Raw genomic sequence first — 12,862 nt, 5'->3', positions numbered from 1 at the left:
AACCGTCACGTACCCGGGTCGTCCACGTGACCCGGTGGGTGGTGGGGCGGGGCCCCTCCGGACGGGCCGCCACGGACGGGCCGGGCCACCGGGGACCGGTGCGCCACGACCAGCCCGTCCGGCGTTTGAGGACGGAACCCTCAGCCCGCGAACGCCGTACCCGGCAGCCCCCGCCCCACGTCCGGGAGGACCAGCAACGACCCCGACAACGGATGCGGCGCGGCGAGCCCCGTACGGGCCGTCGAGACGTACAGGTCACGCAGCCCCGGCCCCCCGAACGCACACGCCGTCGGCCGCCGCACAGGCAGAGCGTACGTCCGGTCCAGCCGCCCGTCAGGCGCGTATCGCCGCACCGCCGCCCCGTCCCAGAGCGCGACCCACACACCCCCCTCGGCGTCGACCGTCAGACCGTCCGGTGTACCCGCCCCCGCCTCGATCGTGGCGAACGGCCGCCGGTAGACGGCCCGCTCCCCGAAGAAGTCGAGGACGTCGATGCGGCCCGTCGCCGAGTCGATGTAGTACATCAGCTGCCCGTCCGGGCTCCACCCGGTGCCGTTGCTGCACGCGACGACTCCCAGCGCGTCGCTCGCCGTGCCGTCCCCCGTGACCCGCGTCAGGCTCCCGCCGGCCTCGTCCTCGTCGTAGCGCATGGTCCCGGCCCAGAGCGCCCCGTCCGGGGCCACGGCGGCGTCGTTGCCGCGCCGCCCCGGGACGGGGTCGTGGACCAGCCAGGAGAACGCGCCCGCGGCGTCGTACAGGCCGATGCCGTCGCGGAGGTTCACCACCAGCCCGCCACCCGCACGCGGCTTGGCCGCTCCGACGTGCTGCTCGGTCGCCATGACCGTGCGGCGGCCCGATTCGGGGGCGTACGTGTGGATGCGCGAGCCGAGGATGTCGACCCAGATCAGCCGGCCGGTCGCCGCGTCCCAGGTGGGTCCCTCGCCGAGCTCCGCCTGTGCGCGTACGGCTATCTCGACGGGATACGTCACGCCTGCCCCTTGCGGTGTCCGAGCCGGGCGGACAGCGCGTCGGCGCCACCGGCCGCGAGCCGGGCCAGCTCCGCCTCGCGCTCCTCGGTCCAGCGGATCATGGGTACGGAGATGGAGAGCGCGGCGACGACACTGCCCGCCCGGTTCCGTACGGGCGCGGCCACACAGCTGACGTCCGGGTTGGACTCCCGGTGCTCGACCGCGATGCCGCGCCTGCGCACGACCGCGAGCGCGGCCCGCAGCTCGGCGGCGTCGGTGAGGCTGTTCTCCGTCATCGCGACGAGTTCGCGGCCGTCGAGGCGGGCGTCGAGTTCGGCCTCGGGCAGTGCGGCGAGCAGGAGCTTGCCCACGGAGGTGCAGTGTGCGGGCAGCTTCCGGCCGGCAGCCGAGACCATCCGGACGGCGTGCGTGGAGTCCACCTTGGCGATGTAGATGACCTCGGTGTCCTCCAGGATGGCCACGTGGACCGTCTCCCCGCAGCTCTCGGCGACCTCGCGGGCCACCTGCTGCCCCTCGGCGGCGAGGTCGAGCTGCTCGGCGTACCGGCTGCCGAGCTGGTACGTCCGGACGCCCAGCCGGTAGCGGCCGGGCTGCTCCGGGACCGTCACCAGGTAGGAGCGGGCGGCGAGCGTGGTGAGCAGTTCATGGACGGTGGTGCGCGGCAGCTGAAGCTTGCGGGTGACTTCGGGGGCCGAGAGGGTCCCGTCACCCTGGAGGAAGAGTTCCAGTACATCCAGCGCCCGGGTCACCGCTGGGACGAGTCGTCCCATGTTCTCCCACCCATTTCGTATGTTCGACACTCCGGTCAATGACCGGAATCACGAACGCAGGCTAACGGCAGCCAACTTGCCGGGGCAACGGCTCGGACCGAAGCCTGTGGCGGGATCGCGGGAGGTTTCGCGTGGGATCGTCCAGCTTTCATGCATTATGCGGACCTGGGGGTCACGCGTGCGCGCCTCCTGGTTCGGCGCGGCACGACAGGGTATTCGCTGTGCCATGCCGTCGTTGAGAACCACCTCATCCGTCCGTTCACCCATCCGCCTGGCGGCCTGGCTGCGGCAGCGCGATCTCGCCGTCTTCGAGAGCGTGGCCGACCGGCACTGGCCGGGCGCCGAGCCGCTGCTGCCACGGCTGAGCCGCAGTGCGAACCACGGGCTGCTGTGGTTCGGGGCCGCGGCCGGCATGGCCGCACTCGGCGGCAGCGCACGGGCCCGCCGCGCCGCGCTGCGCGGTGTCGCCTCGCTGGCCGTCGCCTCGGCCACGATCAACACCGTGGGCAAGGGCGCCGTACGCAGGGAACGGCCGGTGCTCGACGCCGTTCCGGTGATACGGAGACTGAAGCGCCAGCCGTTCACCACGTCGTTCCCGTCCGGGCACGCGGCGTCCGCCGCCGCCTTCGCCACCGGTGTCGCCCTGGAGTCGAAGGGCTGGGGCGCGGTCGTCGCCCCGGTCGCGGCGGCGGTCATCGCTTCGCGGGTCTACACCGGGGTGCACTATCCGAGCGATGTGCTGGCCGGTGCGGCGCTCGGCGCCGGTGCCGCCTTCGCGCTGCGCGGGATCGTGCCGACCCGGGGGCAGCTCCCCGCACCGGGGAGACCGCCGGCCGAGGCTCCCGAGCTGCCGGCCGGGCAGGGGCTCGTGGTCGTCGTCAACCGGGAGTCCGGGTCGGCGGCGGCCACCGCCTCACTGGTACGGGGGGCCCTGCCCCTCTGTGAGCTGGTGGAGTGCGCACCCGCCGATCTGCCCGGGGCACTGGAAGACGCGGCCGGGCGAGCCGTGGCTCTGGGGGTCTGCGGTGGTGACGGGACGATCAACGGGGCAGCGGCCGCCGCGGCGGCGCACAAGCTGCCGCTGGCGGTGTTCCCCGGGGGAACGCTGAACCACTTCGCCTACGACCTGGGCATCGAGACCGTGCAGGACACGGTGAGCGCGCTCGCCTCCGGCAGCGCGGTCAGGGTGGACCTGGGACGCATCCGGCCGGGCCCCGAGGGACCGGACGGGCCCGACGGCTGCTTCGTCAACGCGTTCAGCCTCGGCGTCTATCCGGAGCTCGTGCGGACCCGGGAGCACTGGGCGCCGCGCATCGGGGGCTGGCCGGCGGGAGTCCTCGCCGCGTTCGAGGCGCTGCGCGGCAAGAGTCCGCTGGAGGCCGAACTGCAGGGGCGCAGGCGGCGGTTGTGGCTGGTGTTCGTCGGCAACGGCATGTTCCAGCGGGTGGGCCCGATGCCGGGCCGCCGGCACAACCTGGCGGACGGCCTGCTCGACGTACGGGTGGTGCACGGTGGCCGCACTCCGGGGCTGCGGCTCCTGGCGGCGGCGGTCGCCGGTCCGCTGACCCGGTCGCCCGTGCATGCGGCGGTGCGCCGGCGGCGCGTCCGGCTCTCCGGTCTCGCTCCGGGCACCCCGTACGCGTACGACGGTGAAGTGGCCCACTCCGGGACGGAGTTGATGATCGACAAGCTGCCGGAGGCGCTCACGGTCTACTGCCCGATGACGGTGTGACCATATGACGAGACGCCCATCTCATTATTCGACATCGCGACGTACCGTGTTCCCACTCGCTGTCGAATGCGTTTCCGAGAGAGGACGTGCGGTCATGTCGAAGGAGACGGCCGTCTACACCCATGGTCACCACGAGTCCGTACTGCGCTCGCACCGCTGGCGTACCGCGCTCAACTCGGCCTCCTACCTGATCGGTGAACTCCGGCCGGGGATGGCGGTACTGGACGTCGGATGCGGCCCCGGCACCATCACGGCCGACCTGGCCGCCCTGGTCGCGCCCGGCCGGGTGACCGCCGTCGACATCACGGACGACATCCTCGGGCAGGCCGCCGAGGTCGCCGCCGAACGGGGCCTGGAGAACATCGGGTTCGCGACGGCCGATGTGCACGCCCTGGACTTTCCCGACGACTCCTTCGACATCGTCCACGCCCACCAGGTCCTCCAGCATGTGGGCGACCCCGTCCGGGCGTTGAGCGAGATGCGCCGGGTGTGCAGGCCGGGCGGCATCGTGGCGGCCCGTGACAGCGACTATGCCGCGATGACCTGGTTTCCGGAGGTCGCGGGCCTGACGGAGTGGCAGGAGCTGTACGGGCGGGTGGCCCGCGCCAACGGCGGCGAGCCCGACGCGGGACGGCGGCTGCTCTCCTGGGCCAGGCAGGCCGGCTTCACCGACATCACGCCGACCGCGGCCGCCTGGTGTTTCGCCACGCCGGAGAGCCGCGCCTGGTGGAGCAGCCTGTGGGCCGACCGTACGACGGCCTCGGTGTACGCGAAGCTGGCGATGGAGGGCGGCCACGCCCGCGCGGAACAGCTGACGGAGATCGCCGCCGCCTGGCGCACCTGGGGCGAGCAGGACGACGCGTGGTTCATGGTGCCGCACGGCGAGGTGATGTGCCGCGCCTGAGGTTCCCGGTCCGGCGGGAATCGATCACATGCGGCGAGGCGGCCAACTACCCTCGTGGGCATGGAAATCCTCGGAACCACGCTGCGTATCTGCGTCGACGACCTGGACGCGTCGGCGGCCTTCTACGAAGGTCTCACGGGCGCCCCGGCGCTGCGCTTCGAGCGCGGCGGGGTCTCGGTCGCCGCGATCGGCTGCTTCCTCCTGATGAGCGGCCCGGAGTCCGAGCTGGAGGTGCTGCGCAAGGTCTCGGCGACGATCGCGGTCAAGGACGTCGACGAGGCCCATGCGGCGCTGACCCGGGTGGGGGCCCGGATCGTCGCCGGTCCGGTGCCGACCCCCGCCGGACGCAATCTGATCGCGCTGCACCCCGACGGCTCGGTCTTCGAGTACGTGGACCGCAACCCGGTCGTCTGACGGATTCAGCTCCCGGGGAACGCGCGCGCCAGCGCCTCATCGGCGACGAGCGTCGTCCTGCCGCTGTCGAAGGCCCCGTTCGCCCAGATGATCACGCGACTCCTTCGCGTCCCACCCTGTCTGGTGATCAGTGCTCCGGACGCATCCGGTAGTTGTACGCGTCCGGGAGCGGGTCGTCGGTGACGGATTTCCAGAGCTCGCCGAGAATCTCCGCGCCTTCCCGCAGGTCGGCGACCTCGAAGCCGGTGTCGAAGAGGGCGCGGACGGCGGCCGTGTCTCCCTCGGCGAGCAGGATGCGGGCTTCCAGGAGGCGGAAACGGCCTCGGCTGCGGAGGGCGGGGGGCAGGGCCGACCAGGTGCGGCGGGCCGCTTCCGGGCGGGCAGCGGCGAGTTGGGCCTCGATCGTCTCGCGGGCCAGGGCGTCCGTCGCCGCTGCCCAGGAGTCGTCGCCCTGCTGTGCGCACAGGTCGTCGAACGCCTCGCCGTAGTGGTCGGCGGCCCGGCCGGTCTGGCCGCTGTCCTTGGCCGCGACGGCGAGGCAGCGCAGGAGTGGCCAGCGGGAGCTTGCGCGGGGCAGGCCGCGTTCCCAGCTGCGGACCGCCTGGGCACGGTCGTCGGCGTGCCATTGCGCGACACCGAGGTGGTATTCGGTGAGCGGGTCGGCGGGGGCCGTCTCCAGCATGTCGCGCCAGTGCGGGGAGACGAGGGAAGGTCCCGGCGGGGCGGCGGCGGCCGGCTCCGGGAAGGTGCCGGAGCGCAGCAACTCCAGCCAGGGCTCCTGCTGTTCACCGAGGGTGGATGCCGCGAACGGGGTGCCGGGGAGTTTGTACCCGGCCCGCTGGACCTCGAGGGCTCCCCAGCCGGAGCCGATGGCGAGGGATTCGCCCGGATCGGTGTCGGCACAGGCCCGCCATGCCGCGTGGGCGGCCTCGACGGCGGCCCGGGGCAGGGCCCGCTCCAGCCGACCCTCGGTCTCGGCCCGGGCGCGGCTCCAGTCCGCGCCGTGCACGGTCGCGGGGTCCGTGGACAGGGGGCCGTAGGACTCCAGCCAGCTGAATTCGCCGCCCGGTTCGAGGGGGACGTGCTCCAGCTGGGTGCGGGCCAGCCCCGCCTGCATCTCCGCGTAGCCACCGGTGCCGGGCTCGGTCAGCCAGCGCTGCCAGCGGCGTCCGCCGGGCCCGCTGCCCCAGAGGAAGAGCTTGCGGCCGCGCAGGAGGTCCGTGGACGTCTGGACGAGTCCGTTCCCGTCCTCGTCCAGGGCGGCTATCCAGCGGCGGGACCCGTCGGGCACCTCGTAGAAGTAGTCGGCGGGGTGGTCGCCGCGCAGCGGGTACGTACGGTCTGTGCCACCGCTCTCCGGTACGGTGACGCGGCTGAGTGCCCGCTCGTAGCCGAAGTGCCATGCCTCGTCCGCGGGGGCCAGGACGCGGGTCCCCGGGCTTTCCGGAACGGCGATGTTGGACCACCAGTAGACCGGGGCGGGGTGCTCGTGCGGGTTGCGGACGCGCACGCCGACGTGCAGGAAGTCGGAGTCGTCGGGAAGCCACAGGTCCACCTGGAAGGGCAGGTCGCGCAGCCGCTCCCACTCCCAGAGGCGGACCATGGTGCCGCCGTCGGGGGCGGGGACCAGGGCGGCGTGGACGGGGGCGCAGGCGAGGGTGGTGTGGCCGGTGGCGCCGATGTTCCACTCGATGCCGCCGGAGAACCACGCCCCGTTGAGCGCGAACGCTGCGGGCTGGAACACGGGGTTGCGGTAGAGCAGTTCGCGGCCGGTCGGCTTGTGGTGCAGGGAGTGGACGCGGCCGCCGAGCCCGGGGAGCACCGTGACGCGCAGCCGGTCGTTCTCGATGACGATGGTGTCCAGGGCGGTGGGGGTGCGCTCGCGCCCGTAGCCGTCCAGGATCCGCGTGGGCAGGACGGTGCGCAGTGGCGCGTGGCCCAGCTGTCGCGCCATGTCGCGCGGCAGGCCGGACCGCTCCCGGTGATCGAGTGCGTGCGGCTCGTCGAGCGGCCGCAGCGCGGGCAGCGGATTCTCCGGGCCCAACGGTGCTGCGGGCATGGTCAGTACGGCACGTCGTACGGTCGTGGCCAAAACAACCTCGCTCCCTCGCGCGGGCCGCCGCAGGTCCGGGCGCCCCCCGATGACCATGGAACACGCTGGATGCCGCCCCGGCCAGGGGCCCGGCCGACCGTCTTCGGCAAAAGCGCTGGTGGCACCCCCGCACGCAAGGAAATTCCGCATGCCGCACGTCCCTGTCGTCGTAACCTGCTCCCCGCAAGGCACCGAGGACAGGAAAGGGCGGCACAGAGGATGAGCGCGCAGCACACGTACCGGGTGATCGTACGGGGGACGTGGGAGGGACTGACGGAGGAGGCGCGCGCCCGGCTGCTGGCCGAGGTGGAGCAGCACGGTCTGACGGCGATGCAGTTCAGCGAGGAGGGCTCGCTGACCTACGACGCCGCTCTGAAGCACTTCAGCTTCCGCTACGTGGTGGTGTCGGACGCGCAGGACGGCGAGGAGATGGCGGCGGCGATCGCGGAGGACCGCGCAGAGACGGACCTCAAGGGCCGGGGGTGCGGCCATGGTGAGCTGCGCTCGACCGTGACGGACATGGACACGATGAAGATCAACTACAAGGGGCGGCGCGGCTCGGGGAACGGATGACGCCTGGTGCAGTACCGCCGTCAGCTCCACCGCCACGCAACTCCCGCCTGCTTCCCTTCCTTCAGTCCTTGCGGCCGGTCGCCGCGACGGTGACGCCGAGGCCGATCATCGTGAGTCCACCGATCCCGCCGACCAGGGAGAGCCGCTGCGGCGAGCGGGCGAACCAGGTCCGCGTGGTGGACGCGATCAGTCCCCACACGCTGTCGGACGCCAGCGCGATGACGTTGAAGACGACGCCCAGCAGGAGCATCTGGGCGGTGACGTGCCCCTGGCCCCGGTCGACGAACTGGGGCAGCACGGCGGCGAAGAACACCATGGTCTTGGGGTTGGCCACACCGACCACGAACCCCTCCCCCAAGGTGCGCAGGCTCCCGTGCACGGGACCGTCGCCCGTGAACGCGGCATGCAGTGCGCCGCGTTGCCGCACGGCTTTGACGCCCAGGTAGACCAGATACGCGGCGCCCACGAGCTTCAGCACCGTGAACGCGAGGACGGACCGCTCCACGAGGGACCCGACCCCCAGCGCCACGGCGACGACGAGCGCGTACGCCCCGAGCGTGTTCCCCACGACCGTGGTCAGCGCGGCACGGCGCCCCTGCGCCAGCGCCCGCCCGATCACGAACAGGACGCTGGGGCCCGGAATCACGATCAGCAGGAACGACATGGCGCCGAACGCCATCAGTCGGTCGGTAGACACCATGACGCGCATGTAAGCACGGATGCGGCAGAAGCCTGAAGCCCTTTTCCCACAGCGGGGAAGAGTGTGACACCGACGCTCATCCGATGTCTTGCCGCGCCGGCTCGACTCTTCGGCGTCTGTTGCCGTGCCGACGCCACACTTCTATGGTTCACGTCATGAGTCATCCGATCTCTGGCCGCGAGCCCTGAGATCCACGACAAGCAAAGACGAGGGACCGTTCATGTCACGCACGCACACCGCCGCCGGGCAGACGCTCCGCTACGACAGGCCCGCGACCGACTGGGAGCGCGAGGCGCTGCCCGTCGGCAACGGAGCACTGGGCGCCGTGGTCTTCGGCGGCGTGGCCCGCGAGCGGCTCCAGCTCAACGAGAAGTCGCTGTGGACCGGCGGCCCGGGCAGCAAGGAGGGGTACGACCACGGGAACTGGCCCGCGCCCCGGCCGGACGCGCTCGCCGAGGTGCGGCGGATCATCGACGAGAACGGGGCGATGGACCCCGAGGACGTGGCCGGGCGGCTCGGCAATCCGGCTTACGCGAGCACGGACGGGATCCCCGGCTTCGGCAACTACCAGAACTTCGGCGAACTCGTCCTCGACGTGCCGGACGCGCCCGCCTCCCCCGTCGGCTACCGACGCGGCCTCGACCTCACTCAGGCGCTGGCCACGGTCTCCTACGGGGACGCGCGTGAGGGCGAGGGCGAGGGGCCGACGGGCGGCGAAGCGCGGTTCAGCCGTGAGTACTTCGCAAGTCACCCCGCCCAGGTGGTCGCCGGCCGCCTCGCCGCCGACCGGCCGGGCCGGATCTCGTTCACCCTGGGCTTCACCGCGGCGCGGGACGGCGCCCTCGTGACGGCCGAGGGCGGACGGCTGGTGATCCGGGGCGCGCTCGCCGACAACGGTCTCGTGTACGAGGGCCAGGTGCAGGTTCTCCACGACGGCGGGACCCGGACCGACGGCGACGGCCGGATCACCGTGACCGGCGCGGACAGCGCCACGTTCGTCCTCTCCGCCGGAACCGACTACGCCGACAGCTACCCGGATTACCGGGGCGCCGACCCGCACGCCCGCGTGACGGCCATCGTGGACAGCGCCGCGGCGCAGCCGTACGAGGCACTGCGGGCCGCCCATGTCGCCGACCACCGCGCCCTGTTCGACCGGGCGAGGCTGGATCTCGGCGGGCGGATGCCGGACGTGCCCACCGACCGGCTGCTCGGCTCGTACACGGGCGGCGACTCCTCCGCCGACCGTGCGCTGGAGGCCCTCTACTTCGGCTACGGCCGCTATCTGCTCATCGCCTCCTCACGCCCCGGATCGCTTCCCGCGAACCTTCAGGGCGTGTGGAACAACTCCAACACCCCTCCGTGGTGCGGGGATTACCACACCAACATCAACATCCAGATGAACTACTGGCCGGCCGAGCCGACGAATCTGGCGGAGACCGCGGAGCCGTACCAGCGGTTCATCGAGCAGCTGCGCCAGCCGGGACGCAGGACCGCCGAGTCCATGTTCGGCACCAGCGGCTGGGTGGTCCACCAGAACACCAACTCCTTCGGTTTCACCGGGGTGCACGACTGGCCCACGTCCTTCTGGATGCCGGAGGCCAACGGCTGGCTGGTCCAACAGCTCTATGAGCACTACCTGTTCCACCACGACGAGGACTTCCTCCGCACCCGCGCCTATCCCGCGATGAAGGAGGCGGCCCGCTTCTGGCTGGCGAACCTGCACACCGATCCGCGTGACGCGACCCTGGTGGTCTCGCCCAGCTACTCGCCCGAGCAGGGGGCGTTCACGGCGGGCGCGTCGATCTCCCAGCAGATCGTGTCCGACCTGCTGACGAACACCCTGGAGGCGGCCGAAGTCCTGGGCGGCGACGACGAGTTCCGTACGGAGCTGAAGGCGGCGCTCGACGCGGTGGACCCTGGGCTGCGGATCGGTTCCTGGGGACAGCTCCAGGAGTGGAAGGACGACTTCGACGACCCGGCCGACACCCACCGGCACGCCTCGCACCTCTTCGCCCTGCACCCCGGCCGGCAGATCGAGCGCGGTTCGGCGGGCGCACAGGCGGCCCGTGTCTCGCTGACGGCACGCGGTGACGGCGGAACCGGCTGGTCCAAGGCGTGGAAGATCAACTTCTGGGCGCGGCTGGGCGACGGCGACCATGCCGCGAAGATGCTCGCCGAGCAGCTGAGGTCCAGCACCCTGCCCAACCTCTGGGACACCCATCCGCCGTTCCAGATCGACGGCAACTTCGGTGCCACGGCAGGGATCGCGGAGATGCTCCTGCAGAGCCACAGCCGCAGCGGCGTCGTGGACGTCCTGCCCGCGCTGCCCGGACGCTGGGCCGGGGAGGGCTCGTACGACGGGCTGCGCGCACGGGGCGACTTCACGGTGGGCGTGGCCTGGCGGCAGGGCGCGGCGACGGAGATCCGGATCGTGTCGGGCAGCGGAGTGACGGCGCGGCTGCGGAGCCCGCTCGTCGCCGGACCGTTCCGCGTCGAGCGGTCGGACGGGCGGCCCGCCGACCACACGGTGCGGGACGGCGTGCTGGTCCTGCCGACGGATGCGGGCGAGGAGTACCGGATTACCGCGCAGGCCGCGTGATCCCGCCGCTTCGTGCCGTCAGTCCTCCGCGCCGGGCGGCACGAAATCGCACCACACCGCCTTGCCCTCGCCCCGGGGCTCGACGCCCCAGCGATCGGCGACCGCCTCGATCATCATCAGCCCTCTTCCGGAGGTCGCCGCCTCGCCCGGCGTACGCCGGTGGGGCCGGACGCTGGAGCGGTCGTTGACCCAGAGCCGGACCCGCCGGTCCGGTTCCAGCAGCACCTCCAGGGTGACGACCGCGCCACCCTCCGTGTGCAGGAGCACGTTCCCCAGCAGTTCGCCCGCCGCCACCTCCACGTCGTCGGCGAGTATGCCCAGCCCCCAGTGATCGAGGCTGTGCCGCAGGGCGGCGCGGGCGTCCGCCAGCCCCTCGGGGTCCGCCTGGTGGATGTACTGGTGGACGCGCGGCGCCTGCGCCGTCCCCACGTCCGGGTTCCGGCGCAGGACCAGCAGGGCGATGTCGTCGCCCGACTTCGCCCGCCCCCACAGCCCCTCCGTCACATGATCGGCTAGCGCTTCCGCCTCCGCGGGGCCGGTACGCACGGCCTCGGCCAGGGCGTCGAGCCCCACCTCGATGTCGAGGCCGGGTTCCTCCACGAGTCCGTCGGTGCACAGGATGACGGTCTCGCCGGGCACCAGGTCGAGGCGCGTCTCGGGGTACTCGTCGTCCGCGAAGACCGTCGCCAGCCCCAGCGGAAGCCCGCCGCGCAGCCGCGGCCAGCCGATCCGGCCGTCGGTGTGCCGGACCATCGGCCCCAGGTGCCCCGCCCGTACCGCCTTCACGGCCCCCGTGGCGAGGTCGACCTGCGCGTACGTACACGTGGCGAAGCGCTCGGTGTCGAGCTCCGCCAGGAAGCGTGAGGCGCGTGACAGCACGGTGGCGGGGGTGTGGCCCTCGGCCGCGTAGGCGCGCAGGGCTATGCGGAGCTGGCCCATGATGGCCGCGGCGTGGGTGTCGTGGCCCTGCACGTCGCCGACGACGAGACCGATGCGCCCCCTGGGCAGCACGATCACGTCGTACCAGTCACCACCCACGTCCCGGCCGCTCCATGCCGTCCGGTAGCGCACCGCGATCTCGGCTCCCTCGACGTCGGGGATGTGCCGCGGCAGCATGGAGGACTGCAGGTCGGTCGCGAACTTCCGCTCCTCGTCGAAGAGGATGGCCCGTTGCAGGGACTGTCCGACGATGCCCGCCAGGCCGATGCACAGGTTGCGGTCCTCGGCCGAGAATTCGGTGCGGTCGCGGAAGAAGAGCCCCAGCCCGCCGATGGAGCGGGCCTGGGCCACCAGCGGCAGGAAGGCCGCCGCGTCGAGGCGGCGCCGCCGGATGTAGGGGCCCAGGCGTGGGAAGCGGTCAGCCAGCTCGGGCAGCGAGGCCACGAAGCGCGGTTGCTGGGTGAGGACGGCCTCGGCGAGCGGCAGGGAGTGGTCGACGTGGTCGAGCTTGAGTTCGTCGAGGATCGACATCGGTTCGCCGGCGAGGCCGACGAGCTTGAGGTCGCTGCCTTCCACGAGCCCCAGGACCAGTCCGTCGGCGCCGAAACGCTCCATCCCACCGGTGCCGGTCAGGACGGCGGTGACGTCCTCGACGGTCACCGCCTGCGAGAGCGCATCGGTGGTGCCCTGGACCATGGCGGTCATGCGCTGCCGGCCCGCTTCGAGCGGGCTGACCACGCTGAACTCGGACATGTCCGTCGTCGCGTTCCGTACGATGCCGAGGATGCGGAAGGGCACGCCCTCCTCGTCACGGACGATGTGGCCGCGCACGTGCGTCCACTGCCGCAGGCCGTCGCGGCGCCGGATCTGGAAGTAGCCGCCGTAGGACGACTTCCCGGCCTCCACGGCCTTGCTCAGCACCGTTTCGAGCCGGGCGCACTCCTCGGGGGGCACGCGCCGGATCAACGCATCGGCCATGCCGTCGAACTCGTCCGGGCGCAGATCGAAGACGGCCAGGCCGCCCTCGTCGAACATGAGCGTGGACCGTTCCATGTCCCAGTCGAACGTGCCCATGCGGTTAAGGGCGAGCCGCTCCTCCGCACCGATGTCCGGTCGATCACGTGCTGCCATGCGTACGCTCCGCAGGGGC

Annotated in this window: 10 protein-coding genes; 5 read left to right on the top strand and 5 right to left on the bottom strand. The window is 72.1% G+C overall.

What is annotated here, in order from left to right:
* Nucleotides 1-140: 140 nt before the first annotated feature.
* Both ACFWSK_RS19570 and ACFWSK_RS19565 read right to left on the bottom strand, forming a co-directional pair.
* Nucleotides 141-989 carry an SMP-30/gluconolactonase/LRE family protein gene (locus ACFWSK_RS19570; protein WP_383787586.1) on the bottom strand — a complete coding sequence of 283 codons (849 nt, stop codon included), beginning with the start codon at nucleotides 987-989 and terminating at the stop codon, nucleotides 141-143.
* The gene (locus ACFWSK_RS19565) at nucleotides 986-1,759 is read right to left on the bottom strand and encodes an IclR family transcriptional regulator (RefSeq protein ID WP_383787583.1); all 774 of its coding nucleotides are present in this window, start codon (nucleotides 1,757-1,759) and stop codon (nucleotides 986-988) included. The genes ACFWSK_RS19570 and ACFWSK_RS19565 overlap by 4 nt, the downstream gene beginning before the upstream one ends.
* Before the next feature lie 226 nt (nucleotides 1,760-1,985).
* Here ACFWSK_RS19565 and ACFWSK_RS19560 point away from each other — a divergent pair, with 226 nt between their 5' ends.
* From ACFWSK_RS19560 to ACFWSK_RS19550, 3 genes are all read left to right on the top strand, one after another.
* Nucleotides 1,986-3,491, top strand: coding sequence for a bifunctional phosphatase PAP2/diacylglycerol kinase family protein (locus ACFWSK_RS19560; protein WP_383787580.1), 1,506 nt, complete (start codon nucleotides 1,986-1,988; stop codon nucleotides 3,489-3,491).
* A gap of 94 nt (nucleotides 3,492-3,585) precedes the next feature.
* Nucleotides 3,586-4,395 carry a class I SAM-dependent methyltransferase gene (locus ACFWSK_RS19555; RefSeq protein ID WP_383787577.1) on the top strand — a complete coding sequence of 270 codons (810 nt, stop codon included), beginning with the start codon at nucleotides 3,586-3,588 and terminating at the stop codon, nucleotides 4,393-4,395.
* 60 nt (nucleotides 4,396-4,455) lie between these two features.
* The gene (locus ACFWSK_RS19550) at nucleotides 4,456-4,809 is read left to right on the top strand and encodes a VOC family protein (protein ID WP_383787574.1); all 354 of its coding nucleotides are present in this window, start codon (nucleotides 4,456-4,458) and stop codon (nucleotides 4,807-4,809) included.
* A 127-nt stretch (nucleotides 4,810-4,936) separates the two neighbouring features.
* Here the strand turns inward: ACFWSK_RS19550 and ACFWSK_RS19545 are convergent, their stop codons facing one another.
* Entirely contained in the window at nucleotides 4,937-6,901 is a 1,965-nt protein-coding gene (locus ACFWSK_RS19545) for a DUF5107 domain-containing protein (RefSeq protein WP_383787571.1), read from the bottom strand.
* 219 nt (nucleotides 6,902-7,120) lie between these two features.
* Here ACFWSK_RS19545 and ACFWSK_RS19540 point away from each other — a divergent pair, with 219 nt between their 5' ends.
* Entirely contained in the window at nucleotides 7,121-7,474 is a 354-nt protein-coding gene (locus ACFWSK_RS19540) for a DUF6204 family protein (protein WP_383787569.1), read from the top strand.
* Nucleotides 7,475-7,535: 61 nt separating this feature from the next.
* Here the strand turns inward: ACFWSK_RS19540 and ACFWSK_RS19535 are convergent, their stop codons facing one another.
* Complete coding sequence (locus tag ACFWSK_RS19535) at nucleotides 7,536-8,174, bottom strand: LysE family translocator (RefSeq protein ID WP_383787566.1); 639 nt, start codon at nucleotides 8,172-8,174, stop codon at nucleotides 7,536-7,538.
* 220 nt (nucleotides 8,175-8,394) lie between these two features.
* Here ACFWSK_RS19535 and ACFWSK_RS19530 point away from each other — a divergent pair, with 220 nt between their 5' ends.
* The gene (locus ACFWSK_RS19530; protein WP_383787563.1) at nucleotides 8,395-10,773 is read left to right on the top strand and encodes a glycoside hydrolase N-terminal domain-containing protein; all 2,379 of its coding nucleotides are present in this window, start codon (nucleotides 8,395-8,397) and stop codon (nucleotides 10,771-10,773) included.
* A gap of 18 nt (nucleotides 10,774-10,791) precedes the next feature.
* Here the strand turns inward: ACFWSK_RS19530 and ACFWSK_RS19525 are convergent, their stop codons facing one another.
* Complete coding sequence (locus ACFWSK_RS19525) at nucleotides 10,792-12,843, bottom strand: SpoIIE family protein phosphatase (RefSeq protein ID WP_383787561.1); 2,052 nt, start codon at nucleotides 12,841-12,843, stop codon at nucleotides 10,792-10,794.
* Nucleotides 12,844-12,862 lie beyond the last annotated feature (19 nt).

It is taken from the genome of Streptomyces sp. NPDC058620 (assembly GCF_042717135.1).
In the GTDB taxonomy this organism is placed as follows: domain Bacteria; phylum Actinomycetota; class Actinomycetes; order Streptomycetales; family Streptomycetaceae; genus Streptomyces.
The sequence above is the reverse complement of the archived record's forward strand: the minus strand, read 5'-3'. Positions and strand labels throughout refer to the sequence as shown.